Annotated in this window: 26 protein-coding genes and 2 tRNA genes; 19 read left to right on the top strand and 9 right to left on the bottom strand. The window is 58.4% G+C overall.

Annotation, left to right across the window (positions count from 1 at the left end; translation table 11 throughout):
- Nucleotides 1–10 precede the first annotated feature (10 nt).
- From gcvT to KJS55_RS02355, 3 genes are read left to right on the top strand one after another with little or no spacing between them, the layout of a single operon-like run.
- Nucleotides 11–2656 (top strand): glycine cleavage system aminomethyltransferase GcvT, encoded by a 2646-nt coding sequence (gene gcvT, locus KJS55_RS02365; RefSeq protein ID WP_187032709.1) that lies wholly within the window; start codon nt 11–13, stop codon nt 2654–2656.
- Between the two features lie 30 nt (nt 2657–2686).
- Nucleotides 2687–3775: a 3-phosphoserine/phosphohydroxythreonine transaminase gene (gene serC, locus KJS55_RS02360; RefSeq protein WP_187032833.1), complete on the top strand. Its 1089-nt coding sequence runs from the start codon at nt 2687–2689 to the stop codon at nt 3773–3775.
- Between the two features lie 10 nt (nt 3776–3785).
- Entirely contained in the window at nt 3786–3884 is a 99-nt protein-coding gene (locus tag KJS55_RS02355; RefSeq protein WP_228300439.1) for a serine dehydratase beta chain, read from the top strand.
- 321 nt (nt 3885–4205) lie between these two features.
- Here the strand turns inward: KJS55_RS02355 and KJS55_RS02350 are convergent.
- The 6 genes from KJS55_RS02350 to KJS55_RS02325 form a co-directional block, all read right to left on the bottom strand.
- Nucleotides 4206–4281: transfer RNA gene (locus KJS55_RS02350), tRNA-Met, on the bottom strand.
- 13 nt (nt 4282–4294) lie between these two features.
- Nucleotides 4295–4381, bottom strand: a tRNA-Leu gene (locus KJS55_RS02345).
- A 343-nt stretch (nt 4382–4724) separates the two neighbouring features.
- Nucleotides 4725–5801: a tRNA 2-thiouridine(34) synthase MnmA gene (gene mnmA, locus KJS55_RS02340; RefSeq protein ID WP_228300438.1), complete on the bottom strand. Its 1077-nt coding sequence runs from the start codon at nt 5799–5801 to the stop codon at nt 4725–4727.
- Nucleotides 5802–5910: 109 nt separating this feature from the next.
- On the bottom strand, nt 5911–6714 hold the full coding sequence (locus tag KJS55_RS02335; RefSeq protein WP_187031612.1) for a sensor histidine kinase: 804 nt from the start codon (nt 6712–6714) through the stop codon (nt 5911–5913).
- 408 nt (nt 6715–7122) lie between these two features.
- Nucleotides 7123–7935 carry a mechanosensitive ion channel family protein gene (locus KJS55_RS02330; protein ID WP_213542613.1) on the bottom strand — a complete coding sequence of 271 codons (813 nt, stop codon included), beginning with the start codon at nt 7933–7935 and terminating at the stop codon, nt 7123–7125.
- On the bottom strand, nt 7932–8936 hold the full coding sequence (locus tag KJS55_RS02325) for a LysR family transcriptional regulator (RefSeq protein ID WP_187031616.1): 1005 nt from the start codon (nt 8934–8936) through the stop codon (nt 7932–7934). The genes KJS55_RS02330 and KJS55_RS02325 overlap by 4 nt, the downstream gene beginning before the upstream one ends.
- 168 nt (nt 8937–9104) lie before the next feature.
- On the opposite strand from KJS55_RS02325, the gene KJS55_RS02320 reads away from it, so the two are divergent.
- Nucleotides 9105–9761: an HAD hydrolase-like protein gene (locus KJS55_RS02320; protein ID WP_213542612.1), complete on the top strand. Its 657-nt coding sequence runs from the start codon at nt 9105–9107 to the stop codon at nt 9759–9761.
- A gap of 68 nt (nt 9762–9829) precedes the next feature.
- Here KJS55_RS02320 and KJS55_RS02315 read toward each other — a convergent pair whose 3' ends face one another.
- Nucleotides 9830–11128, bottom strand: a complete 1299-nt coding sequence (locus KJS55_RS02315; RefSeq protein WP_213542611.1) for a trypsin-like peptidase domain-containing protein — start codon at nt 11126–11128, stop codon at nt 9830–9832.
- Nucleotides 11129–11722: 594 nt separating this feature from the next.
- Between KJS55_RS02315 and KJS55_RS02310 the strand changes: the two genes are divergently transcribed.
- Entirely contained in the window at nt 11723–12703 is a 981-nt protein-coding gene (locus KJS55_RS02310) for an MBL fold metallo-hydrolase (protein ID WP_213542610.1), read from the top strand.
- Between the two features lie 23 nt (nt 12704–12726).
- On the top strand, nt 12727–13398 hold the full coding sequence (gene deoC / locus KJS55_RS02305) for a deoxyribose-phosphate aldolase (RefSeq protein ID WP_213542609.1): 672 nt from the start codon (nt 12727–12729) through the stop codon (nt 13396–13398).
- A 184-nt stretch (nt 13399–13582) separates the two neighbouring features.
- Here deoC and KJS55_RS02300 read toward each other — a convergent pair whose 3' ends face one another.
- Nucleotides 13583–14500 (bottom strand): nucleoside recognition domain-containing protein, encoded by a 918-nt coding sequence (locus tag KJS55_RS02300; protein WP_228300437.1) that lies wholly within the window; start codon nt 14498–14500, stop codon nt 13583–13585.
- 83 nt (nt 14501–14583) lie between these two features.
- On the opposite strand from KJS55_RS02300, the gene KJS55_RS02295 reads away from it, so the two are divergent.
- From KJS55_RS02295 to ybeY, 5 genes are read left to right on the top strand one after another with little or no spacing between them, the layout of a single operon-like run.
- Nucleotides 14584–14880 carry a YabP/YqfC family sporulation protein gene (locus KJS55_RS02295; protein WP_187031626.1) on the top strand — a complete coding sequence of 99 codons (297 nt, stop codon included), beginning with the start codon at nt 14584–14586 and terminating at the stop codon, nt 14878–14880.
- Nucleotides 14877–16076, top strand: coding sequence for a sporulation protein YqfD (locus KJS55_RS02290; RefSeq protein ID WP_213542608.1), 1200 nt, complete (start codon nt 14877–14879; stop codon nt 16074–16076). Before KJS55_RS02295 ends, KJS55_RS02290 begins: the two co-directional genes overlap by 4 nt.
- Before the next feature lie 19 nt (nt 16077–16095).
- Nucleotides 16096–17070, top strand: coding sequence for a PhoH family protein (locus tag KJS55_RS02285; RefSeq protein WP_213542607.1), 975 nt, complete (start codon nt 16096–16098; stop codon nt 17068–17070).
- On the top strand, nt 17067–17552 hold the full coding sequence (locus KJS55_RS02280; RefSeq protein ID WP_213542606.1) for a GNAT family N-acetyltransferase: 486 nt from the start codon (nt 17067–17069) through the stop codon (nt 17550–17552). The genes KJS55_RS02285 and KJS55_RS02280 overlap by 4 nt, the downstream gene beginning before the upstream one ends.
- The gene (ybeY, locus tag KJS55_RS02275) at nt 17549–18040 is read left to right on the top strand and encodes an rRNA maturation RNase YbeY (protein WP_228300436.1); all 492 of its coding nucleotides are present in this window, start codon (nt 17549–17551) and stop codon (nt 18038–18040) included. The genes KJS55_RS02280 and ybeY overlap by 4 nt, the downstream gene beginning before the upstream one ends.
- On the opposite strand, the gene KJS55_RS02270 is transcribed toward ybeY, so the two are convergent.
- Nucleotides 18030–18251 carry a hypothetical protein gene (locus KJS55_RS02270; RefSeq protein WP_187031634.1) on the bottom strand — a complete coding sequence of 74 codons (222 nt, stop codon included), beginning with the start codon at nt 18249–18251 and terminating at the stop codon, nt 18030–18032. The two genes, ybeY and KJS55_RS02270, sit on opposite strands and share 11 nt — an antisense overlap.
- Nucleotides 18252–18338: 87 nt before the next feature.
- Between KJS55_RS02270 and KJS55_RS02265 the strand changes: the two genes are divergently transcribed.
- From KJS55_RS02265 to spoVAE, 8 genes are all read left to right on the top strand, one after another.
- A complete protein-coding gene (locus KJS55_RS02265) occupies nt 18339–18551 on the top strand; it encodes a helix-turn-helix domain-containing protein (RefSeq protein ID WP_187031636.1) in 213 nt (70 codons plus the stop codon).
- Nucleotides 18552–18627: 76 nt separating this feature from the next.
- Nucleotides 18628–18951, top strand: a complete 324-nt coding sequence (locus KJS55_RS02260; RefSeq protein WP_187031638.1) for a hypothetical protein — start codon at nt 18628–18630, stop codon at nt 18949–18951.
- A gap of 15 nt (nt 18952–18966) precedes the next feature.
- Nucleotides 18967–21162 (top strand): SF1B family DNA helicase RecD2, encoded by a 2196-nt coding sequence (recD2, locus tag KJS55_RS02255; RefSeq protein ID WP_213542605.1) that lies wholly within the window; start codon nt 18967–18969, stop codon nt 21160–21162.
- Between the two features lie 79 nt (nt 21163–21241).
- Nucleotides 21242–21841: a hypothetical protein gene (locus KJS55_RS02250; RefSeq protein ID WP_187031642.1), complete on the top strand. Its 600-nt coding sequence runs from the start codon at nt 21242–21244 to the stop codon at nt 21839–21841.
- Entirely contained in the window at nt 21838–23178 is a 1341-nt protein-coding gene (locus tag KJS55_RS02245; protein ID WP_213542604.1) for a Na+/H+ antiporter NhaC family protein, read from the top strand. The genes KJS55_RS02250 and KJS55_RS02245 overlap by 4 nt, the downstream gene beginning before the upstream one ends.
- On the top strand, nt 23175–24332 hold the full coding sequence (locus KJS55_RS02240; protein WP_187031647.1) for a cation diffusion facilitator family transporter: 1158 nt from the start codon (nt 23175–23177) through the stop codon (nt 24330–24332). Before KJS55_RS02245 ends, KJS55_RS02240 begins: the two co-directional genes overlap by 4 nt.
- A gap of 486 nt (nt 24333–24818) precedes the next feature.
- Nucleotides 24819–25835, top strand: coding sequence for a stage V sporulation protein AD (gene spoVAD / locus KJS55_RS02235; RefSeq protein ID WP_187031649.1), 1017 nt, complete (start codon nt 24819–24821; stop codon nt 25833–25835).
- A 15-nt stretch (nt 25836–25850) separates the two neighbouring features.
- Nucleotides 25851–26207 (top strand): stage V sporulation protein AE, encoded by a 357-nt coding sequence (gene spoVAE / locus KJS55_RS02230; protein WP_187031651.1) that lies wholly within the window; start codon nt 25851–25853, stop codon nt 26205–26207.
- The last annotated feature ends 74 nt before the right edge of the window (nt 26208–26281 follow it).

Here is a 26281-nt window from a genome sequence, read left to right as displayed (position 1 = left end):
GAAAAGCCCGATGAGCGAGCTAAAACGTACTCAGTATTACAAGACCCATGTGGCCGCCGGTGCCACGATGGTGGATTTTGGGGGCTGGGAGATGCCGATCCAGTATCCCGGCGGCATTGTGGCGGAGCACCTATACACCCGCAGCTGCTGCAGCCTCTTTGACGTCTCCCACATGGGACGGCTGTTAGTGGAGGGACCGGACCGGGTGGCCTTTTTACAGCATGTCCTGAGCAGCAATGTTCTGGCGCTGGACCTCGACCAGGCTCAGTACTGTATCATCCCGACGGAGAGCGGCGGCGCCGTGGACGATGCCTATCTCTACCGTTTTTTTGAGGACCGCTTTCTTCTGGTGGTCAACGCCGCCAACACGGAAAAGGACTTGGAGCATCTGAGCCGCTATCTGGGAGACTATGACTGCACCATCACCAATGTGACGACGGACTATGTGGCGGTCGCCGTGCAGGGTCCTAAGTCCCGGGAGATGCTGCTGACCCTCACTGGCGGGGCGGAGATTACGGAGCCGGTGAAAAACGCCCTGGGTACACACCTGCTGGAAGGGCGTCAGGCCTATATCGCAAAAACCGGATACACAGGAGAGCCACTGGGATATGAGGTCTATCTGAAAAGTGCAGATGGGGTGTGGTTTTGGAATCGAATGCTGGAACTGGGGGCAAGGCCGGCCGGCCTGGGCGCCCGGGATACCTTGCGCTTGGAGGCGGGACTGCCACTCTACGGGCATGAGATGGGATTGGACCCGACGGGCGAGGAGATACCGGTTTTCGCTGTGTCTCTGGCCCGCTTTGCGGTAAGCTTTTCAGAGCGCAAAGGCAGCTTTGTAGGCCGGGAGGCACTCCGAACACAGTATGAGGCATTCCAGCGCATCATGAACCGGGATTTTCGAGACCTCTCCGCACTCCCGAAGCGGATTTTTCCCATCACCTTGTTGGACCGGGGCGTGATGCGCGCGGGCATGTCGGTCTACCGGGGAGAGAAGCAGATCGGCTGGATTACCAGCGGCACCATGGTCCCCTATTACTGTCACGAGGGCGAGGGCTTGCAGACAGTGATTTTGGAGGAGAGCGGCAAGCGCGCGATCGGGCTTGCCTATCTTGCCAGTGACACTCTGGAGGACGATATTGTGGAGGTGGACATTCGTGGTCGGCGGCTGAGAGCGGCCATTCCGCCCTATCATATGCAGGTCACTACACCTCCCTATGCAAGGCCGATTTTGTACCAGGGAAAGGAGACTGTACAGCCCCTTCCAGAGACCACGGACTACCCGGCCAAGGCATTGGAGCTGATCACCCGGGCCACAGAAAATCACCAGTGGCGGCAAAGACGCTGTGTGAATCTGATTCCCTCTGAGAACAGTGCCAGCCGCGCGGTGCAGCTCCTCTGCGCCTCGGACCCGGCGTTTCGATACGCGGAGCACAAAAAGATCAAGTCCTTCTATGACGCGGACGTGTTTTATTACCAGGGAACAAAATTCATTGACCGGGTGGAGCAGCTCCTGGTGGAACAGATGCGGCAATACCTGGGCTGCCGAGAGGTGGAGACCCGTGTGACCAGCGGTCAGATGTCCAATATGGCGGTATTCTCTGCTCTGATGGACTGGAAAAACCGCCTGGACCGAAAGCATACGCCGCAGCGCCTAGGCTACGTGCTCAATAACCATATCATCAAAGGTGGACATCTCAGCGCGCAGCCAATGGGGGCGCTGCACGATTATATCGCCGTGGACCCGGTAACGGAGCGCCCGGCAGTTGTGAATTTCCCGGTTTGTAAAGACAATCTCTTTAAAATTGATGTGGAGGAGACCAAGAAGGTTCTTGAAAAATACCGGCCGGAGCTGATTGTTTTTGGTAAGAGCATGGTGCTGCATAAGGAGCCTGTGGCGGAAATCCGACAATTTCTGACAGAGCAAAAGATTCCCGCCACCATTATGTATGACATGGCCCACGTGCTGGGGTTGATTGGCGAGTATTTCCAGAAGCCGTTTGAGGAGGGGGCCAATATTGTCACCGGCTCTACGCACAAGACCTTTTTTGGCCCGCAGCGTGGGATTATCGGCGTCAATTACCAGCCGGAGGAGCTAGAGTACGGCCTTTGGGAGACGATCGAGGCCAGGACCTTTCCGGGTAGTGTCTCCAACCACCACCTGGGTACGCAGCTGGGGCTTTTGATGGCGGCCTATGAGATGAATTGCTTTAAGGACAGCTATCAAAAGGCTGTGGTAGAAAACGCCAAGCACTTTGCAAAATGCTTAAAACAGCAGGGATTGCACGTGTTGGGAGACCCGGAAATTGGATACACGGAAACCCACCAGGTTCTTGTGTCGGTGGGCTATGGCGTGGGTCCGGAGATCGCGGAGCGGCTGGAGGAGAATCGGATCATTGTCAACTACCAGGCAACGCCGGATGAGGAGGGCTTCACCGCCTCCGGCGCGCTTAGAATGGGCGTGAGTGAGATGACACGTTTTGGCTTTGGGAAAGAGGAGTTTGAAAAGCTGGCAGAGCTGATGGCGGAGTGCATTCTGAGAAATCAGGACGTGTCCGGTGATGTGGAGGCGCTTCGCGCCGGATATACCGAGATGCGTTACTGCTTCCAGGATGCCGAATTTAACGCAGCACTGGAGCACCTTGCAGACTGCATGTAGCGCGGACTCTCAAGAAGGAGGAAAGAAGCGATGAAATACGGACGGAGCTATAACTTTTCAGCAGGACCAGCGATGATGCCAGAGGAGGTTTTGGAGGAGATTGCAGCCGAGATGATGAACTACCGTGGCAGCGGGATGTGCGTGATGGAGATGAGTCACCGGTCCAAGGTGTTCCAGCAGATTCGGGACGAGGCGGAGTCGGACCTGCGGAAGCTGATGGGCATCCCGGACAACTACAAGGTGCTGTTTGTCCAGGGCGGCGGCACAGTCCAGTTCGCCATGGTCCCCATGAACCTGATGAAAAACGGCGTTGCGTGCTATGTGGAGACCGGCGCCTGGTCGAAAAAGGCCATCAAGGAGGCGCAGAAGTACGGCGAGGTGAAGATCGTCGCCTCCTCTGCTGACAAGAATTTCTCCTATATCCCCGACTGCTCTGACCTGGACATTCCTGAGAACGCAGACTATGTCTACATCTGCGAGAATGAGACCATCAACGGCACCACCTACTATCAGCTGCCCGACACAAAGGGCAAAATCCTGGTCTCCGACCAGTCCTCCATGTTCCTCTCCCGGCCCTGCGACGTGAGCAAGTACGGCCTGATCTGGGCGGGTGTGCAGAAGAACGTGGGGCCCGCCGGCATGGCGGTGGTGATCATCCGGGAGGACCTGCTGCGGGAAGACCTGTCGAAGTTTGTGCCCACCTACCTCAGCTATAAAACCCACGCGGACAACGACTCGCTGTATAACACCCCCAACTGCTGGGCCATCTACTGCTGCGGCAAGGTGTTCAAATACCTGCTGGCCAAGGGAGGGCTGGAGGCTATGAACCGGCGCAACGAGGAGAAGGCGGCGGTGCTGTATGACTTCCTGGATCAGAGCAAGTTCTTCACCGGCGCGGTGGTGAAGGAGAATCGTTCCCTCATGAACGTGCCGTTCGTCTCCCCCAGCAAGGAGCAGGACGCCGAGGTGGTAGCCGCCAGCAAGGAGGCGGGCTTCGATAACCTCAAGGGCCACAAGAGCGTAGGCGGCCTGCGGGCGTCTATCTACAACGCCATGCCCAAGGAGGGTGTGGAGGCCTTGGTGGAGTTCCTGAGGAAATACGAAGCGGAGCATGCCTGAGAGCGGTGGCATGAAATCCATTCGAGAGCTTTACAAAATCGGCAAGGGGCCTTCCAGCTCCCACACCATCGGTCCGGAGCGGGCGGATGCTAAGGAGCATTTTAGCTGAGTGATGGATAAAGCAGGAGGGCCGGCGTATAAACGCCGACCCTTTTGCCAAAAATCCGCAGAAATTCTGGAACTTGAATAATGTGCCAAGACCTTGCAGCGCTGGCTTTGCCCTAAGATGCATGCGCCCGGAGGGACATATTGACTTAACGGGGGGCGCCAAAACGACGGGAAAACGGTTCTCCAAGCAGTTTCCAGTCCTGATCACCTCGGAGGCCCGCATGGGTTTAGTTTAGACCATCCGGAAACATCCAAGACAAACTGCTCAAAAAAATCGCAAAAAAAGAAGAACCACTGATCTCATATGAAACCAGTGGTTCTTTGGTTGCGGAGACAGGACTTGAACCTGCGACCTCCGGGTTATGAGCCCGACGAGCTACCAACTGCTCTACTCCGCGATATTTGATTCTGTGGTGCCGGTGACCGGACTCGAACCGGTACAGTATCGCTACCGGGGGATTTTAAGTCCCCTGTGTCTACCAATTCCACCACACCGGCAGCTGTCGGCATTGCTTAGAATACCACAGCTTTGGCAGATATGTCAAGACCTGTTCATAAAAAAATACAAAAAATCTTCGACAGCCCTCGACGTTGCATAAAATTAGGCAACATTTCCGGTCTGAGCGCATATACTGAGAGAAATGCAAAGGAGGTTTTGACATGACAAGTTCTATTCAGATGTTTCCACCTGGAGATGTGGATGACCTCATTTACCAGGACTGCTGGCTTACCAGCGACCGATAATGCGTTTGCATTGCGATTCCCATGAATGAAATGGGAATTTCCGCCTCGCCGGACTGTCGGCCGCTGCCGCAGTTCCTGCGGGGCATTTGATTGTTCTCTACGAACCACAGATGGTACCGCCGCCCACCACGATTTCCTCCTGGTATAGAACCACTGCCTGACCGGGTGTGATGGCACGCTGGGGCTCCTCAAAGGTGACTTGACAGCGGCCGCCCGGCAACGAGCGCGCTATGGCTGCCGCTTCCCGTTGACTATATCGGGTTTTGACGGTGACTGCAATCGGCTCCGTGGGTTCCGGGATCGAGACCCAGTTGAACTGCTCTGCTGTCAGCGTTTGACTCCAAAGATCACTGTCGGGGCCCAGCCGAATGGTATTGCTGACAGCATCCTTTTCCAGGACATAGAGGGGCTCCGACGTAGATAATCCCAACCCCTTGTGCTGCCCATGGGTATATCGGATGATGCCTCTGTGATGCCCCAGCACCTGTCCCTTCTGATCCACAAAATTGCCAGGGAGGGAGGGAGTTCCGACTGTCCGCTCAATGAAGGCGGCATAATCTCCGTCGGGGACAAAGCAGATATCCTGACTATCATGCTTGTGGGCATTGACCAGGCCGTGGGCCTCGGCCAACTGGCGAACCTGGGTTTTCTCAAGACTACCCAGAGGGAAAAGCGTATGAGCCAGCTGCTCCTGGGTCAGCATGTAGAGAAAATAGCTCTGATCCTTGCTGCGATCCAGGCCGCGCTTGAGCAGGTACCGGCCAGTGGCTGCGTCCTGTTCCACCCGGGCATAGTGGCCGGTGGCCAAGTAATCTGCTCCCAAGACCCGGACCCGGTCCAGCAGCGCACCGAATTTTACGGTCTGGTTGCAGACCGCGCAGGGATTGGGAGTACGGCCATTTTGATATTCTTCAATAAAATCACGAATGACTGTGCTCCGAAACACCTGGGAAACATCAAATACGTAAAAGGGAGCGCCAAGACGGCGGGCAACCAACCCTGCATCCTCCGCATCTGCCAGGGAGCAGCAGGTTTTGCCGGGGGACTGCCCTAAGTCTTCATTATGGAACATCCGAAGGTTCACTCCAGAGATTTTGTGGCCTGCCTGCTGCAAAAGCAGAGCGGCCACGGAGCTGTCCACACCGCCGCTCATCGCGACAAACACATGCGACAAGATATCGCCTCCTTGAAAAGCATCTATGCTTTCATCTTACCCGATTTTGCCAAAAAAGGAAAACAAAATTTTGGCCGTGAGCACTCTCACGGCCAAATATGACCTCATCTCAGCCCTGGTTGCGTATCAAAAAAGCATCTGAAGGCAGGGCGTCCGCCAGCCCTAAAAGCGTTCGGTTAAAGCCTCCGCTATAGTCAAAACCAATGTCAGAGACACCGCTTCCGATTTGCCGGTCCGGTAAAGAAAGTGTAAAGCGACTTCCACGGCCCGGATGGGAAACAGCCATCACCATGCCGCCGTGGAGTTCCGCCAGCCGCTGACATAGAGCCAACCCCAGCCCCAGGCCGTGAGAGGGGAGTTCGGGGGGGTTGTTGTGCAAGAAGCGGTCGAAGAGCTTGGTAAGCTGCTCCTCGGCAATGCCGCAGCCGGTATCCTCTACGGACAAAAGAACCCGCTTTTTCATAAGGCGTAATTCGACTGTGATGGTGCCGCCTGCGGGGGTAAATTTTAAGGAATTGGACAAGAGCTGACTGAGGATCTGTTCGAGGGCGTCACTGTCCACCGCACAGATATGCCGCTCCAGTACGCAGACAAAGCGCAGGTTCACGCCTGCCATTTCTGCCAGCCCTGCGGCCCGCTCGCAGTACTCCCCTACCAAACTGACCAGATCCTGATCCCTCAGCCGCAGAGGACGCTCCTCTGTCATGCAGGCAGCCAGAGAGAGGTTGTTGACCAGCCTCAGCAGCCGGTAGTAGCTCTGATCCAGCAAGGCAGCCTTCCGGTCCAGTGCGGGGTCCTTTTCACGGGCCTCTGCCGGAGCTAACTGGATGGAAGCCAGGCGGAGACTGCCCAGGACTCCGCGAGCCTGTGCAGCAATGTTCGGCAGCAGGGCTGCCAGATCTTTCTCCCCCATGAAAAACTCCTTTCCAGTAGCCGTCGAACCCAAGATTAGAAATTACTTTGCGCAGACTGGATGCCACATGTAGCATGTACCGCCCAATGACAGGCTACCCCAGGAAACACCTTCCTGTAGCACCATCAGCATACCAAAAAAAAAGTACAAAAACAAGAATTTTGTCGAATTATGTCAAAAGTTCGAAGGAATGGTAAATCGATTTTTTGATCTGCCGCCAGGGAGGAAATGCTACCCTAAAGTATGGATATTCCGCAGAGCTGGGAAAGGTGAGAGACAGGCGGGGGAAAGCGGCAGCTGGTAAATCAGATACAGGAAGCGGAGACTGTTTGGAAGAGAATACGGGCATGGACAAAAACGGATGGCCTGGCTGGCCATCCGTGCCGCTTTGCAGAGGATTCCGACTGCTCAGCTGCCGGAATCCACAAGGTGAACATTTAGGTGGTTATAGGTCATGGTTACGCCAAATTCCTCAAAAGCAGGGCGGAGATTTTCTGAAAGAGAAAATTTCGCGGCCCAATAATCTGCGGTGGAGGCCCAGCAATAAATCGTGTATTCGATGGCGCTCTCCCCATACTTGGTGACATAGACAGCGGGAGCTGGGTCCGGCAGTACTCCGGGGGTTTTGCCGATTGCGGATTGGCAGGCAGCCTTGACGGTGTCCGCGGCGTCCTGATAGGAGGCGCTGACCACCTGTGTGATCCGCCGCTGCCCCAAAGCGGTATAGTTGGTCATTTGGGAATCTGCTAAGGTCTTGTTGGGCAGCATCACCAGCAGCCCGTCCGGGGTTGTCAGCTTGGTATGGTTTAGGCTGATTTCCTCCACAGTGCCGGAGACGCCAGAGACCTCAATATAGTCCCCAATGGTAAAGGGACGGGAGGAGAGAATCACCAGCCCGCCGGCGATGTTGGCCAGAATATCCTCCGCCGCCAGGGTAATTCCCAGGGAGGCTACAGACAACAATGCCACAAGAGAGGTCATGTCGATCCCCAGGCTCCCAATTACGATGATCGCGGTAATCAGATACAGGACCGCCTTGATGGCGGAGAGCAGGTATTTCTGCATCCGTATGTCCAGCTTAGAACGGGACAGCAGGCGGCGGGCTGCCTTGGTCACAATTCGGACCGCCAGCAGGCAAATCAGCAGCGTGGCCAGGGCAGACAAGGCGCCGCGCAGGGAGACATCAAAATTTTTGGCAAGCTCAGCAAGCTGTGTGTTCATGGGGAACTCCTTTTTGTGGGATTCAAGTCCGTGTATCGGGATTGTGGCTTTGTCATGGATCGGTGCAGACGGGCCGTGAACTGAATGGAGTCCGCGACAGAGTCTTCCAACAGCCGGATGAACTGCTCAGCCCGATGGGAGAGACGGGCGCCTCGGGGAACAATCCAGCCAATGTGGACTGGGCTTTTGCCCACTAGGGGAACTGTAACCACCGCCTGGCTGATGAAATTTTCAACCAGCAATCCACTGCCGGTCGTGTAAGCGTCGGTTCCGGCCAGCACATTCATCATAGTGGCACGGTTGTTCACATGAATCCACCGATCCGGCCGTCTCAAGGACATCTCCGGGTACTCCTCAGAGAAATCCGCGGCCACGCCCTGGGCGTGTTCGAAGGAGACATAGGGATAACCCTCCACATCCTCTTCAGACACGCTCTCGCGGCCCGCCAGGGGATGGTCCTTGCGGACATAGATGCAGGGGTCAACGGAGGCAATCTCGTGAAAAACAAGCTCCCGGGCATCCAGCAGGCGGCGGATCATTTTTTCCGTCAGCTCCGTCAGGAAAATGACGCCGATGTCTGAGCGATGGTCATATACGTCGTCAATGACGGCATCCATCCCCGTCTCCTTGAGGGAAAAGCGAAAGCGGCTCTCCTGTGTGGCCTGCAGCATCCGCAGGAAGGCGTCTTCCGTAAAGGGATAGCGCTGGGTGGAGACGGAAAACCGCTCTGGCGCAGCCGCATTCCGATTCTGCCCATACAGCCCTTCGATCCGCTGCTTCTGTTCCAGCAGGGACACTGCGTAGCTGAGGAATTCCTTGCCCTCCGGTGTAAATTCCACGCCCCGGTTGCTGCGGCGAAAAAACTGGATGCCAAGCTCCTCCTCCAGCTCCCGAACCGCAGAGGAGATGCCGGACTGGGACAAATGCAGCTTATGGGCTGCCTTGTTGATCGACCCGCATTTAGAAATCTCCACCACATATGTCAGCTGATGAAAGGTCATGAGTCTGCTCCTTTCACAGATAGATTTGTCCATAGTATAAAAGTCACAGGAGATGATGTCAACTGGCTATTAGAAAAAGTGATAACAAGTTCTGCCTCCGAAGAGATTGCCTCTTGCGGGGAATATGGAATCATGATAAAATTTAACAAAAAGAAAGGGGGCGCAAGCGTGTATCGGTATCTTTTTTTTGATCTGGATGGAACGCTGACAGACTCCAAGGCAGGAATTTTGAACTGCCTGCGCTATGCCTTTGAGAAACTGGGAGAGCCGGTACCGCCGGAGGAGACGCTGCTTGCCTTTATCGGGCCGCCGCTGCAGGATTCGTTCATGCGTTACTGCGGTTTTTCCCCAGAGCTGGCAGCGGAGGGAATCCGTCTGTTTCGGGAGCGATATGTGCCCGTTGGGAAATTTGAAAATGCTGCCGCTCCGGGAATGGCAGACCTATGCCGCCGATTGAAGAAGCGGGGCTATGTGCTGGCATTGGCCTCCTCCAAGCCAGAGGAGTTGTGCGTGCCAATCTGCGAGAAATTTGGCTTTGCGCCGTCCCTGACGGTCATTGCCGGCAGCCCGCCGGAGAGCGACTGGGAAAAATCCGACGTCATCAGGGAGACCATGCGCCGCTTGCATCTGGAAGAGGCGCAGAAAGACGAGATTCTGATGGTGGGAGACCGGAAATTTGACGTGTTGGGGGCCATGGAATGTGGAATCGGTTGTGTGGGCGTGGAATTCTTCGGCTACGCTGCCCCCGGAGAGCTGGAGGACGCCGGCGCCCTGGCAGTGGCGCGGACGGCGGAGGAGCTGGAGCACTGGATTCTCACACATTGAGGGAGTGATAAAGAGGGCATCCCATCGGATGCCCTCTTTTGTGTTTATTGGTCCAGGTTGAAACTCCTTCAATCGCCCTTGGCGGCCTCCATCTGCTTGACTTCCTTCAGCGTCCAGCTATGGGAGGTGAGATCAGCGGACATCACCGGGTCCACAGGCACTGCCAAGTACATGCTGTTACCGTATGTATAGGCGCCGGAGGTGACAGCGATTACCTGACCGTAGACATTCAACAGGGCGCCGCCGCTGCTGCCTTGGGAGATGTCGGCGGTGTTCATCACGCAGGGGAGAGCGTAACGGTCTACCTCCCGGTTGGTGGAGCTGACAACACCGGAACTGACAGCCAGCCCTAGTCCCAGAGGATTCCCGATGGCATAGACAGTGTCGCCGGGGCGGACGTCCTCTGTACCCGCCAGTTCCAGATAGGAGAAGGCGGAGACCTCCTTTCCGGTAATAGAGGTCTTCGCGAGGCGGACAACGGCGATATCAATTTCCGTGTCATAGTAGAGGACAGACTCCACCGGGTAGGATTCACCAGTGGAGAAGGTGGCCAGTGCATAGACGCCATCTTCCAGGGAGTGGTAATTGGTGACAGCCACACCGTCACTGGAGATCAGAAAGCCGCTGGCATTGGCCGCGGGCTCTTTGCGGTCAATCTGCTGCTGCTTTTCAAAAAGGTCCAGACAGAAAACAGCTGCTGTGCAGCGGTCTGCCGCCTCCCGGACGGTCAGTTCAGCGTCCAGCAGCCCCAGCGCGCTGGCGGTGGCATAGGTACAGGTCCCGGATTCCACCAGACGCTCGATGACGGTGCCGCTGCCGTTTTGATAGGGGAACGTCAGAGCCTCCCGCATCATTTCAAACACATCGCCCCGGGTCAGTGCGCCGTCATAACGCCGGGAAACCAGGCCGATGTGCTGGGCGAAGGCGGCGGCATCCGGAACGGTGAAATCTCCCGCGCTCTCCCGATATCCCAGCATCCGCAACAGCATGGCGCACCAGGCATTTGCGGTGATGGCGCGGCTGGGAGCAAATTCCACAGCGCTTACACCACAGACCCACCCCTGGCGGACAGCATAGGCGACATAGGGGGCATAGGAGGTGGGCACGTCCCGAAATGCTGTGCTGCCTCCTGCGGCTTTTGCCGCCTTCTCCGCTCCGGCAAGACGCACCAGCAAAAGCACTGCGTCGGCCCGGGAGGCAGGGGCGTTTTGATTGTAGTCCACGGCGGCTCCGGCGCTGTCTACCAGATTAAGGGCGGCTAAAGTGTTGGCAGAGCGAAGCGCCTCGCCATCCAGTGCGGAGGCGGCGGGGAGCGCTCCCACCAGCAGGAGCAGAGCACAGAGGAGTGAGAGCAGTTTGATTTTCATGAGGATGCCTCCAAAGTACAGATTTCAATCTATTGTAACACTGATGGAAAATCGGCGCAAGGGGGCGCAGCATTTCCCCCTTTTCGCGGAACGCCTGTGGGAATCAGCGCGATGGATTTGGCACGCCGTTTTTGCAAACGATTGGCGCGGTAATATATTGGATTAGGTCAAGAGCCATTTGAGGCGGCGGGGAAATGGGAAAGAGGGAAACCCGCTGATACCGTCTCTGGTTTTTAACCGCTGGAATGTGGATGATCACATGTTCCGAAAATTTTTCAAGCGGCCATATGGATTGCTGGACCGCCGCCTTGCAAGTTTTGAATATTGTGCGTTCCTGCGCAGCTGGAACCGTCAACTGAAACCGGTATCTCAAGCGGAATCGCAGGGATCGCACAGAGACATAGTCCCGGCTGGGACTTGCGGCCGCCGGCTTTCCGGCCCTCTTTTAACGGCTTTGGCAGAGACTGGTAAAACGGGAGTTTCATGACACGCACAGCAGACGGACACGGTATTTTTTCGGGAGCACTGGACAGACGGGCCGATCTTTGCTATGCTGACTCTGTAAAATTTTTAGAAAAAGCAAGGAGAGACCGTATGGCGGATTGCATCGCGGAGGGCCTTTGGCGCCTGGACATTCCCTTGGAGGGGAATCCGCTGAAAAATTTGAACAGCTATTTGATCCGGGGGGAGCGAAGCCTGCTGATTGACACAGGCTTTCGCTGGGCCTCCTGCCGTCTGGCCATGGAGCGTCAGCTGGAGGAGCTGGAGGTGGACCGGGACCGGATGGATATTTTTGCAACCCATCTGCACAGCGACCATGTGGGCTTGGCGGCGGAACTGCTCCGGCCGGGATGCCGGCTTTTCATTGGGGAGATTGATGGCCCCGGTGTGGAGGATTACATGGATGACGACTGCTGGCGGGATCTGTACGCAGAGTACGTGAAGGACGGGTTCACCTGGGAGGAGATCGACCATCTTTGGGACTCCAACCCGGCCCAGGAGGCGGCACCGGATGTCTGGGCACAATACCGGTATCTGAAGAACGGGGATGTGCTCTCCTACGGTGGGCACGAGCTGCGCTGTATCCTGACGCCGGGGCACACGCCGGGACATATGTGCCTATATGACCCAGCGGCGAAATGGCTGTTTGCAGGAGATCATATTTTATTCCACATCTCCCCCAACATCTGCCGGTGGGAGAGTATGCCGGACGCCTTGGGAAGCTACTTGGAGAGTCTGCAGAAAGTGCGGAATCTGCCGGTGGACCTGTTACTGCCGGCCCACCGGGCGGAAACCGGCATACTAGCGGACCGGGTGGATGAGCTGACCGCCCACCACCTGCGCCGGATTGAGGATGCTTGGCAGACTGTACGGGACGAGCCGGGACTGACGGGCTATGAGATTGCGGGCCGGATGCGGTGGAAAATCCGCAGCCGCAGCTGGGCGGACTTCCCGCTAGAGCAGAAATTTTTCGCCGTGGGGGAGGCGCTGGCCCACCTGGACTATCTGGAGGTCCGGGGAAGGGTTTGCCGCCAGGAGGAGCACGGCAAGCGCCGCTATTATCTTCCAGAATGAGATTATTATCACGGAGAGCTGAAATGGAACTGAAAGAGATTTTAAGCAAGTGCGACCACACGTTACTGACCCCGACGGCCACCTGGAAGGAGATTCGGGAGGTCTGCGACGACGGCGCACACTACGGCTGCGCCAGCGTGTGTATTCCGGCAAGCTATGTGCATCAGGCGGCAGAGTATCTCGGAGGGCGGCTGCCGGTATGCACGGTGATCGGATTTCCTAACGGCTACGACACTACTGCCGCCAAGTGCTTGATGGCGGAGGACGCGGTGCGCAGCGGCGCCGGCGAGGTGGATATGGTCATCAACCTGGGCTGGGTCAAGGACAGCCGCTGGCAGGAGGTGCTGGAGGAAATCCAGGCGGTAAAAAGGGCGTGCGGCGGGCAGCTGTTAAAAGTCATCGTGGAGTGCTGCTTCCTTACAGAGGAGGAGAAGATCCGTCTGTGTCGAATTGTCACCGACTCCGGCGCGGAGTATATCAAGACCTCTACCGGCTTTGGCACCGGCGGTGCCACCCGGGAGGACGTGGCCCTTTTTGCCGAACACATCGGCCCTCACGTGAAGATCAAGGCTGCCGGCGGCATTGCAGATTTGCGGGATGCAGAGGAGTTCATCCGCTTAGGAGCCTCGCGTCTGGGGACCAGTCGGGTGGTCAAAGCTATAAAGGCACTGGAAAAAGCGAATACAAATTGTTGAATAAAATTGGAAAAATCCCCCTCGTTTTTAAAACGAGGGGGATTTGAACGCTCAGGCTGAAGTTTTCAAAAAAGACGCGATAAAAGGATATGGCCGGATGGACGCAGCTCTTGCCATCGAATACGGTGGGATGCAGGGGGTTCGGGAGGAACCTCCTCGCTTCTGAGTGCGGAGAGAAATTTTGTCAGCTCAGCGCATAGCTGGAGAGAAGCGCGGCTAGGAGAGCCGAAAGCAGACACTGGGAAGCCTTTCCCACGAGACACCGGCGTAGGGGAAGCCCGGTGCCGTCCAGCACCGCCGCCGTCTGGGCCAGAACAGACAGTCCACCCCAGCCGCTTAAGGCCGCAGCTAGGATAAAGCCCAGGCGGTCGGCTGGCAGGAGGGGCGTCAAAGAGAAGAGCTCCACCAGCCCTACCAGAGCGGGGGCCAGGTAGCCGCCCAGAGCCGCGAAAGGCTGAGCCAGCACATAGAAGAGCGTAATAAAGCCGCAGACGGCTAACATAGAGGTAGCAGCGCCTTTGACGGCGTCCACAAAGGCACCGGCCAAGGACACAGACCTGCAGGAAAAGGATGGAGAGGAGCGCTGTCGCGGAGTACTGCTGCCGCCTCGAAAGAGCATCCCTACCAACAGAGCTGAGAGCAGGTGAATGAGCCACAGCCATACACCCGCCCGGACGCTCCCAAAGACGCCGACACCCAGGACGCTGATCAAAAATACCGGATTGGAATTGTTGCAAAAGGTCAGGAGCCGCGCGGCCTCGTCCTCGGTCAGCAGCCGCTCCCGGTACAAATCCGCCGCCGTCTGGGCACCGATGGGATAGCCCCCAACAAGTCCCAGCAAAAGAGCGCTGCTGGCAGGCCCTGGCTGGTGGAACAGCGGCGTCATCACTCCTGCGAGGTGTGGGGAGATCCACTCTCCAAACCCCAGGGACACCAGCAGGCGGGATACCGCCAGAAAGGGGAACAGAGCTGGAATGACGGACTTGGCACACAGGGACAGGGCCTCCGCCGCAGCGGTCCGGATCTGAGCCGCGTCCGCCAGAAACCACACCAGAACGCCGCAGAGCACCAGACAGGGAAACGCCAGATTGCGCGTTTTCATACACATCACCAGAAGAGACTATGCGCCAAAGCAGGCAAGTTTGCCTCTTTTTTTGCATAGCTATGCCATGAGGTGAGAGCAATATGGAGCGGAATCGAAAGGAGAAGGGCCGGGTGCTGGACAGCGTGGCGGAGCTTTTTGACCTGCCGGCCGACGTGGTGGCAGGGCTGCCCAGGCTGGAACTGGTTGGAGACCGTCAGCTGTATCTGGAGCATCATACAGGTCTTTTAGCTTACAGCGATACCCAGATTGACGCCAACACCGCCGCCGGCGTGCTGCGTGTAACCGGAGAGAGGCTAACCCTGCTGGCCATGACGGCGGAAGAACTGCGCATTGGCGGACGGATTGAAGCGGTGGCCTGGGTGGAGGTGGGCAGATGACTGGGGTACTCAACCGCCTGCGGGGTCAGGTGCGCCTGCGGGTGGAGTGCGCGTTTCCGGAACGGGTGCTGAACCTGTGCGGTGCCCGGGATCTGGCCTTCTGGGACCTCCAATGGGAGAGCGGCACCACCTTTACCTGCCGTATGTCTCGGGGAGATTATGCCGCGCTGCGGCGGGCGGCAGAGCGTTTGGAGTGCCATCTGACGGTGCTGCGAGGAGAGGGAATCCCCTTTTTCCTCCGGCGCTTCCGCCACCGTCAGGCTCTGGTGGTGGGCATGGTAGGGTGTGGCTTGGCGCTGTTTCTGGGTTCCTTTTTCATCTGGGATTTTAAAATTGAGGGCAATAAAACCATTCCGGAGGAACGCATCCTGCGCTCGCTGGAGAGCTGCGGCGTTCGGATCGGCTCTTTCGGACTCACCCTGGACGGGGAGGATATCCGCAACCATGTGTTGCTGGAGATTCCAGAGCTGAGCTGGGTGGCAGTGAACGTCTCCGGCTGCCGGGCCAATGTCCAGGTGCGGGAGCGGGTCAACCCGCCGGAGCTGCTGGACGAACGGACACCCACCAACGTGGTTGCTCGCCGGGCAGGATTTGTACTGGAAGTCCGGGATTGGAATGGGATTGCCGCAGTACTGCCAGGCTCTGCGGTGACGGAGGGCCAGCTTCTGATTTCCGGCGTGGAGGACCTGGAGACGCTGGGCGCCCGGGTGACGGCAGGCATGGGCAGCGTTCAGGCCAGGACGTGGTATTCTCTGACCACCACCATCCCATTGACCGGCGCGCAGAAACAGTACACCGGCCGGGAAAAGACGGCGCTATCTCTGGTGTTTGGGAAACATCGGATAAAATTCTTTTCAAACAGTAGCATCGAAGGGGAAGAATATGATAAAATAATCCAAAGAACCCCGCTGTCCCTGCTGGGGGTACCGCTGCCGGTGACGGTGGTGACGGAGACCTACCGTTTCTATGAGACCGAGGAGGCAGCCTTGAACACAGCAGGGGTCGAGCGGCTGGGCGAGCAGATTTTGACGCAGCAGCTGGAATCCATGGTGGCACCCTATGGCACCATCAGCTCCACGCTGTGCACCTCCCGGCAGCGGGGAAACGCGCTGGAGGTGACTCTGGCGGCGGAGTGCGTGGAGGAGATTGCCCAGACAGTGCCGATTCTTACGGAAGAACCGGGCGGGAGCCCGTGAACACAGGAGTGAAACAGAATTGGAGCAAAGAATTAGTATTGAACGGCTGGAGCAGGCCGTGAACATCTTTGGATCGTTTGATGAGAATATCCGGCTTTTGGAACAGGAGTTTTCTGTGTCAGTGGTGAACCGGGAGGGGGAACTGCGGGTGACTGGGGAGCCGGAGAACACCATGCTGGCCTGTAAGGCCATCCAGGCCCTGCTGACCCTGTCCTCCCGGGGAGAGGCCATCGGGGAACAGAATGTGCGGTATGTGGTGAACCTGGTGCGTGCGGGCAAGGAGGAGCAGATCGCGGAACTGGCCGGCGACGTGCTGTGCATCTCCGCCAAGGGTCGTCCCATCAAACCCAAGACCATCGGACAAAAGGAGTATATCGCCTCTGTTTTGAAAAACACCATTACTATCGGCGTGGGACCGGCGGGCACCGGCAAGACGTATCTGGCGGTGGCCGCCGCTGTCCAGGCGTTCCGGGACAAGCAGGTAAACCGTATCATCCTCACCCGCCCTGCGGTAGAGGCTGGCGAGCGGCTGGGCTTTTTGCCCGGAGACCTGCAGAGCAAGGTGGACCCGTACCTCCGGCCCCTATACGACGCTCTTTTCGACATGCTGGGGGCGGAGACCTATCAGAAATACCTGGAGCGGGGAAACATTGAGGTGGCGCCCCTGGCCTATATGCGGGGGCGGACGCTGGACGACAGCTTCATTATTCTGGATGAGGCACAAAATACCTCCCGGGAACAGATGAAGATGTTTTTAACCCGTCTTGGCTTCGGGTCCAAGATCGTCATCACCGGCGACGTGACCCAGATTGACCTGCCGGACGGCAAAGCTTCCGGTTTGAAAGAGGCCATGCGGGTTCTGAAAAGCGTGGAGGGCATTGGCATCTGCGAGCTGACCAATGCCGACGTGGTGCGCCATGTGATGGTCCAGCGGATTGTAGAGGCCTATGAGAAATACGAGAATGCCAAAAGCGGCGGAAAGGGGCGGAAATGAGCCATTTGCAATTCCGCCCGGCGGAGCGGGGGGACACGGGGCTGATCCTGCGCTTTATCCGGGCGCTGGCGGAGTATGAGCACATGGAGGACCAAGTGGTGGCCACAGAGGAACTGCTGGAGGAGGGGCTCTTTGATAAGCGGGCCGCTCAGGTGGTCTTTGCCGTGGAGGACGGCCGGGAGATTGGCTTCGCTCTGTACTTTCACAATTTCTCCACCTTCCTGGGCCGGCCCGGAATTTATCTGGAGGATTTATTTGTTTGGCCGGAGTGTCGGGGCCGGGGCTATGGCAAGGCGCTGCTGGCCTACCTCGCCGCCCTGGCCAAACGGGAGGGCTGCGGAAGGCTTGAGTGGTGGTGCCTGGACTGGAACCGCCCCAGCATTGATTTCTATAAAAGCCTGGATGCCCGGCCCATGGACGAGTGGACGGTGTACCGTCTGACAGGCCGGACGCTGGACAAGCTGGCGGAGGAGGCGCTATGAAGCGGCATTACATGCCCGTCACGGCTGACGTGCCGGGAGTGAGCGAGGGACAGCGGGCCCTCATCCGCAAGGTCATCCGCACGGCCCTGGCAGCGGAGAGGGTGGACTTCCCCTGCGAGGTAGACGTGCGCGTTACCAACGACGATACCATCCATCAGATTAACCGGGAGATGCGCCAGGTGGACCGGGCGACAGACGTGCTGAGTTTTCCCATGTTTGACCTGACTCCGGGGGAGCTGCCGGACCCGGAGATGGACGCGGACCCCGGTACAGGGCTGGTGCCTCTGGGAGACATGGTGATCTCTTGGGAGCATGTGGCAGCCCAGGCCAAGGAGTATGGACACTCCAATCGCCGGGAGCTGGCATATTTGGTGGTTCACTCCGTCCTTCATCTGTTGGGCTACGACCACTTGGATGAGGGCGTGGAGAAAGCCCGTATGCGGGCGCGGGAGGAGGCCATCCTGGCGGAGCTGGGGATTACGCGGTAAGACGTTCTCGGGGAAGGCTGCGGCCGGTGCGCAGGCCCAGGAGAAAGGCTTGGATGGCGGTGAATTCCAGGCTTTTTTCATAGCTCTCCAGAGCGTGGAAGCCCAGCTCGTTATGCATCAGGTCAAAGTGGAAGCTGTAATCGCCCTGCGGGGCGGCGTCCAGCTGGGGCTTGATATAGTGGGCGTAAAGCCATATCATGAAATCAGACATAAAAAACCACCTTTTAAAGCACTAAATTTTTGTAGTGTACAAGAAAATAATAACACTAAAAAGATGCGGTGTTAAGAGAAGTATTTGATGGAAAACATTTTTAAAGACCGGATACGTGCGCTGCGCCAAGAGCGGGGCGAAACACAGGCGCAGGTCGCAGCCGCCATTGGGGTGGCGGAATCACATTATCAGCGGTTTGAGAGAGGGGCGAATCTGCCCAATTTGGAAAATGCCTGGAAGCTGGCGGATCACTTTGGGGCCTCCATGGATTATCTGGTGGGGAGGAGCGACCAGAGGTAGCTGCCCGATGGAATGGGGGACGCTGCCATGGCACCATTTTTCCGGTTTGGCATAAACTATCCCGAGGTGATTGGGAATGACATTGCTGCAGGATGGTTTGATTGCGTTTTTGTCCGCCGTGGGCCTGACCGCCTTGGTCTGGCTGGTGGCGGGCGCGGTGCTCCATACGGGGCGGCCCATCGTTCCGGGGCTCTTGCTGGTGCTGCCCCTGCGGGGTGAGGCGCTGGCCATGGAGGCGGATGTGCGGGAGCTGCGGCGGCTCCAGAGCCGCCTGCCAGGAGCACGGATGGTGCTGGTGGACTGCGGACTGACTGAGGATGCGAGGGGGCTGGCCCAGTACCTGGCGGACCGGGAGAAGCGAGGCGAGCTGGTGGACGCGGCGGAATTTCACCTGGGGTGAGAAAGAGAGAGGAACATGGAAGAACTGGCCACCTATGAGGGCGCCGTACATAGCGTCATTTTTCAAAATGCCGAAAACGGCTATACGGTTCTGCGGCTTCTGGTCGAGGGGGGCGAGGTGATCACCGTGGTGGGGTGTATTCCCTGTGTGGCGCCGGGGGAGCAGCTGGCGGTCTCCGGCGTGTGGGAACAGCACCCCCAGCATGGCGGGCAGCTGCGGGCTGTGGAGCTGGAGCGGACATTGCCGGAGGACGAGGAGGAGATTTTTAGCTACCTCGCCTCCGGCATCTGCCGGGGTGTGGGTCCTGCCACAGCGCGGAGGATTGTAGACCGCTTTGGCAAAGCCGCTCTGGATATTCTGGAACGGGAGCCAGAGCGGTTGAACCTGATCAAGGGGATTACGGCGAAAAAGGCTCAGGAGATTGCCGAGAGCTTTCGCCGGCAGATGGGGCTGCGGCGGCTGATGGAGTTCCTGGCACGCTACCAGCTGCCGCCGGTTTTGGCTATGCAGCTTCGCCAGCGCTATGGTGACGGGGCGCTGGATCAGGTGCGTGAGAACCCGTACCTCCTCTCCGGCGACGCGTGCGGCGTGGCCTTTTCTGTCACGGACGAAATCGCCATGAGCCTGGGAATGTCCGCTGAGAGCAAAGAGCGGTTGGAGGCGGCAGTGACCTTTGAGCTTAGTCACAACGAGGGAAACGGCCACGTCTTTTTGCCCCGGGACAAGCTGATTGCAGCCACCTGCCAGCTTTTACAGGATGGGGACCCGGAACGGCTGGAGGCGGCGCTGGACGCACTGGTGGAGCGGGGAACTGTGGTGCGGGAGCAGGTAGCCGGCGTGGATGCCTGCTATCTCCGAAGGCTGTGGGAGGCGGAAACCTCCGCCTGCCTGCGGCTGAATGGTCTGCTTGCGGCCACCGTCGACACCAGCCGTCAGGCGGACAGGACGCTGGCGGAGATTGAGACGGAGGCGGGGATTACCTACGCCCCCCAGCAGCGTCAGGCGGTGCGCCTTGCGGCGGAGCGGGGGGTGCTGATCCTCACCGGCGGCCCCGGCACCGGCAAGACCACCACTGTACGGGGGATTGTGGCCCTATTGCAGAAGATGGGGCTGGAGATCGTGCTGGCGGCGCCCACAGGCCGGGCGGCCAAGCGGATGAGCGAGCTGACGGGTATGGAGGCCCAGACCATCCACCGCCTGCTGGGCATGAACTGGACGGAGGGAATGGTAAGTTTCCAGAAGACGGAGAAGGAGCCGCTGGAGGCGGACGCGGTGATTGTGGACGAGATGAGTATGGTGGACCTGACACTCTTTGCCGCGCTGCTGCGGGCGCTCCGGCCCGGAACCCGGTTGGTGCTGGTGGGGGATGCGGACCAGCTGCCCTCAGTGGGGGCGGGGAACGTATTTGCTGATCTTATCCGCAGCGGCCGGGTGGAGACCGTCTTTTTGCGGGAGGTCTTCCGCCAGGCGGAGAAGTCCGCCATCATTCGCAACGCCCACGCGGTCAACCAGGGACAGCCCATTGGCCTGACCAACGACCAGGAGGACTTCTTCTTCCTCTGCCGCCGGGATGCCCAGCGGGTGGTGGACACAGTGGTGGAGCTGTGCCGGGACCGCCTGCCGGGAAACATGGGGATTCCCGCCGACCAGATTCAGGTGCTGACCCCCACCCGGAAGGGCCCCTCCGGGACCCTCCGCCTCAATCAGCTTTTGCAGGAGGCTCTGAACCCCAGGGCTCCGGGTAAGCGGGAGCTCCAGTGGGGCGAGCGGCTGTTCCGGGAGGGGGACCGAATCATGCAGACCCGCAACGACTATGAGGTGGTCTGGACCCGGAGCGATGGTATGCTGGGCACCGGCATGTTCAACGGCGATGTGGGCCGAATTGTGCAGATCGACCCGGCGGGGGAATGGCTGGAGATGGACTTCGACGGACGCACGGCCTCCTACTCGGCGGAGATGCTCAGCGAGGTGGAGCTGGCCTATGCCATGACTGTCCACAAGGCCCAGGGCAGCGAGTACCGATGCGTGGTGTTTGCTGCCATGCCGTCGGCCCCATCGCTGATGGTGCGGGGCGTGCTCTATACCGCCCTGACCCGGGCCAGGGAGCTGATGATCGTGGTGGGGGACGACGCGGCCATCCGCTCCATGGCGGCCAACGACCGTCAGCAGCGGCGCTACTCGGGTCTCCGGTGGCGGCTGGCCCACAGCTAAGAGTTATCCTGTACAAACAATCCGGGCGATGCTATAATACGGTCCTAAAGACTGCGCACAAAAAACGAGGTGTTGGCATATGAATGAAGAGATGAGGACCTTTGGCTACCTCTGTCCCAAATGCGGCAAGACGGTGATGGCTGCCCGCTCCATCTTTGCGTTGGAGGCGTCCAATGCGGAGGTAGCCTGCGCATGCGGCGAGAGCGCCCTGCGGGTGAGCTACGACGGGGAGCGGTATCATCTCTCCATCCCCTGCGGCGTGTGCGGCGAGACGCACACGGCCGTCTGCTCCTCGGAGCGGATGCTCCACGGGGCCACGGCCCTCTCCTGCGGTCAGACGGGGCAGTTCGCCTGCTTCATCGGGCCGGAGGGGACGGTGGAAAAGCACCTGCGGGAGCTGGCCATCCTGGCGGAGAAGGAGCAGCCAGAGGAGGGAGCCTTTACCGACAGCGTGATTATGTATGAGATTCTCTCGGAGCTCAAGGAGATTGCCGCTCGGCCGGACGGAGTCACCTGTGCCTGCGGCAGCCGGCGCTACGGCATGGAGATTCGCCGTGCGGCGGTGGACCTAGTGTGCCGGGAGTGCGGCGCAAAGCTCCGCCTGCCTGCCGCCACGGACCGGGATCTGGACGACCTGTGCTGCCACATGAAGCTGGTCATCCCAGGGGGACGGACATGATCCTCTCCTTTGGCGTATTTTTGGCCGCGGTGGCAGCCTGCCTGATCGTGGGCTATCCCCTGGTGTGGGCGCTGCTTTTGGGACTGGGGCTGTTTTTTGCACTGGGGCTGCGGCGCGGTTTTTCCGCCAGGGTGCTGGCGGCGATGGCCTGGAAGCAGGGGCGGGAGGCGCTGATCGTGGTGCCTGTCTTTTTGTTGATCGGCGTGGTGACGGCACTGTGGCGGGCCTCCGGGACCATTTCCTTTTTCCTGTACTACGGACTCCGGGGTATCGCCCCCGGCTTCTTTTTGCTGGCGGCGTTTTTGCTCTCGGCGGCACTGTCCTTTGCCCTGGGCACCAGCTACGGCGTCACCGGCACGGCGGGGGTGGTCCTCATCACCCTGGCCCGCTCCGGCGGTGTGGACTTGGCGATGGCAGCAGGGGCGATCCTCTCCGGGGCGTACTTTGGCGACCGCTGCTCCCCTATGTCCTCCTGTGCTACGCTGGTGGCGGCCTGCACTCAGACGCGGCTCTATGACAACGTGCGGGAAATGCTGAAGACCGCGGCCCTTCCCACGGTATTGACGGTAGCGGTGTTCGCCCTGGCCTCCGTGCAAAACCCCATGTCCGCCGTGGACGGCTCGGTGCTCTCTGCGCTCTCAGAGGGCTTTGCACTTCACTGGTCGGTGCTGCTGCCGGCGGCGCCCATGCTGATCCTGCCGTTGCTGCGCGTGCCGGTGAAGTGGGCGATGGCCATCAGCGCCGCCATCGCGCTGGCACTGACGGTGATTTTGCAGGGGATGCCCCTGAATGAGGCGCTGACCGCCGCACTCCGAGGCTACACGCCAAAAAGCGCAGCGCTGCGGGAGATTCTCTCAGGCGGAGGGATGCTTTCCATGCTGGAGACCTGCACCATTGTGCTGATCACCAGCCTGTACGCTGGAATTTTGGAGGGGATCGATGCGCTGGCCCCGGCCAAGACGCACGTGGAGCGCCTCGCCGGGCGTCTGGGACTGTTTCCGGCCACAGCCCTGGTCAGTACGGCGCTGGTGATGGTATTTTGCAACCAGGCGGTGACGGTGATGCTGGACACCCAGCTGCTGGCGGATAGCTACGCCATCCGGGGCGCCTCCCGGACGGAGCTGGCCATGGATATTGCAAATTCTGGCGTAGTGATCGCGGGGCTTGTGCCGTGGAGCATCGCTATTACCGTCCCCCTCTCGATGCTGGGCGTGGGGATTGAGGCGATCCCCTGGTGTGTGCTGCTCTATCTCATTCCCCTTTGCTATCTGGTGACGAAACGGTATTTCCGGGCGGGACAGAATCTGCCTGCCCTGTCAGAAAGGACGACGGTATGATTTCTCTCCTGGCGCGGCTGTTTTTACGGAAGAAAGACCCGGCCGACCTTCGCAGAGGCTACGGCATGCTTTGTGGAGCAGTGGGGATTGGACTGAACCTCCTGTTGTTTGGGGGGAAGTTCTTGGCGGGCACCCTGTCCGGCTCCATCGCCATTACTGCAGATGCCTTTAATAATCTCTCTGACGCTGGCAGTTCCTTTGTCACCTTGGTTGGCTTCCATCTGGCAGGACAGAAGCCGGACGTTCACCACCCTTTCGGACATGGACGGATCGAGTATTTATCCGGTTTGGCGGTGTCTATGCTGATTTTGCTGATGGGCTTTGAGCTGGGCAGATCGTCCCTGGATAAGATTCTGCATCCATCACCGGTGGATTCCAGTCCGCTGGTTTTGGGGATTTTGTGTGTCTCCATCGCAGTGAAGCTGTATATGGCTTTTTATAACCATACATTGGGAAAGAAACTGAGTGCCCCTGCTATGCTGGCCACCGCTGTGGACTCCCTCAGTGACAGCGCCGCCACGTTTGCTGTACTGGCGGCCACACTGGTGGGGCAATTTTCAGGAGTACTGATTGATGGATGGGTAGGCCTGCTGGTAGCGGCTTTGATTCTGTGGTCTGGAGCCAAGTCTGCCAAGGAGACTATAGACCCCTTGCTGGGCACGCCGCCCACCCATGAGTTTGTCCAGAGAATCCGGGATTTGGTGATGGCCCATCCGGGCATTATCGGAATTCACGATCTGATCGTCCACGACTATGGTCCTGGGCGGGTGATGATCTCCCTCCACGCCGAGGTGCCTGCTACGGAAAATGTGCTGGATATCCATGATGAGATTGATAATGTGGAAAAAGAACTGCAGGAAAAACTGGGCTGTGAGGCGGTCATCCATATGGACCCCATTGTGACGGATGACGGTGTGACCGCAGAAACCCGCCAGCGGGTGGCGGCGCTGGTGCGGTGCATTGATGACGAGATCTCCATCCACGACTTCCGCATGGTCTCCGGCGCAACCCACACGAACCTGATCTTTGATGCGGTGGTGCCCTTTGGTTTTCGCCTAACAGATGCTCAGGTGGCAGAGAAGATCAAAACCGCCGTACGAGCTCTGGACGGTACGTATTACGCGGTAGTCCATGTAGAGCGGTCTTATACTTGAAACTGAGCGCCTGCTGGAGAATTTCTGTGCCAGATGGCAGACAGGGGAAAGAATATAAAAATACACATGGTTCTATTTTGTGGCAGATGCGAGGCTCCTGAGCTTCCGCCATGATCTGAATAACCGTGAGGATTTTGACTGCAAAACAGAAGAGTGCGACAGCATGTGACCCGGGAGGCCTGCCATGAGCGGGGCGCCTGGGTCACATGCTGTCTGGAATGAACACTATCTGCAGAGCTCTGCGGTATGCTGCCAAACTCCCCTGTTTCCAAACGATCAAATTTTGATGTGGGAGGGAACAGGCATGACCTGATGCCGGAAAACGAGGGCACCGCAGAAGTGCGCCGTATCCGGGGACCATGAACCCAGGCGGAAAGGGATAGCCGATGGATGCGATCAGGCGACTCATAATTTTTCCTGAAACGGGCAACCTATGGAAAATCCACCAAGGAATCGGTGAATCCTATCAAAACGAGGCGGTTTTCCATGACTGAAAAACGAGTAGGGCAGCGAACGATTGCCCTGGCCCACCCACCCTCTGTGATCTCTTTTGCCAACATCGGCGGCAGATTTGAAGGGGAAGGCCCCCTAGGGGGATATTTTGACGAGACCAATGATGACTCCTTTTTCGGGGAGAAGACCTGGGAAAAGGCAGAGTCTGCCATGCAGAAAAAGGTGCTCCAGCGGGCGCTGGATCAGGCGGGGCTCAAGCCCAAGGACTTGGACTATATTTTTGCCGGAGACCTTTTGAACCAGTGCATTGGCTCCTCCTTCGGCCTGCGGGATTTCGGAATTCCATTTTATGGTCTGTATGGAGCCTGTTCTACCATGGGGGAGTCGCTGTCTCTGGCAGCGATGATGATTGATGGCGGCTTCGCCAGCAAATGTGCTGCCATGACCAGCTCCCACTTCTGTACGGCGGAGCGGCAGTACCGGATGCCTGTGCCCTATGGCAGCCAGCGTCCGCCCACCGCCCAGTGGACCGCCACGGCTTCTGGCTGCACCATCCTGGCGAGGGAGGGAGAGGGACCGTATATCACCCATATTACCTGCGGCAAGATTGTGGATAAAGGTGTTACAGACGCCAACAATATGGGCGCAGCCATGGCGCCTGCAGCCTATGACTCACTCGCAGCCTTCTTCCGGGACACCGGCACCGGGCCCCGGGACTATGATCTGGTGATTACTGGAGACCTAGGAGAACTGGGACATGCCATTGTACGGGACTTCTTCGCAAAGGACGGCATCGACATGGGGGAGAATTTCCAGGACTGTGGATTGCTGCTCTATGACCGGGACAAACAGGATATGCACGCCGGAGCCTCCGGTTGCGGCTGCTCTGCGTCGGTGCTCAACGGGTACCTCCTAACGGAAATGCGACGGGGTAAATGGAAGAATATCCTCTTCGCTCCCACCGGAGCGCTGCTCTCACCCACGTCCAGTTTCCAGGGAGAGTCCGTTCCCGGGATCTGCCACGTGGTGCAAATCTCAATGAAGAAGTAAGGAAGGTGTAGCTGCATGGAGTATCTGAATGCATTTCTCTGCGGAGGTGTGCTGTGTGCCATTGGACAAATTTTGATTGACAAAACCAAGCTGACGCCTGCCCGAATTCTGACAGGCTACGTAGTGGCTGGAGTGATTCTCAGCGCCGTAGGGCTGTACCAGCCCATTGCTGACTGGGGCGGCGCTGGAGCCACTGTACCTCTTACCGGTTTTGGCCACGCCCTGGCCAAAGGTGTGCGGGAGGCGGTGGCTCAGAAGGGGTGGCTAGGGGTTCTGACCGGAGGACTCACCGCCACTGCTGGTGGAATTACCGCCGCTGTGGTGTTTGGCGTTGTCATGGCGGCCATTTTCAAGCCCGGAGACAAGCGGTGATCCACAGGTGCCGGCCGCAAAAGCGGCTGGCACCTGCTTTTTCTGAAGGGCTGCCCAGGAGGATGGGACTGAAA

Source organism: Pusillibacter faecalis, from assembly GCF_018408705.1.
Lineage (GTDB): Bacteria > Bacillota > Clostridia > Oscillospirales > Oscillospiraceae > Oscillibacter > Oscillibacter faecalis.
Note: the sequence above shows the minus strand (reverse complement) of the source record. Positions and strands in the feature narration are given on the sequence as shown.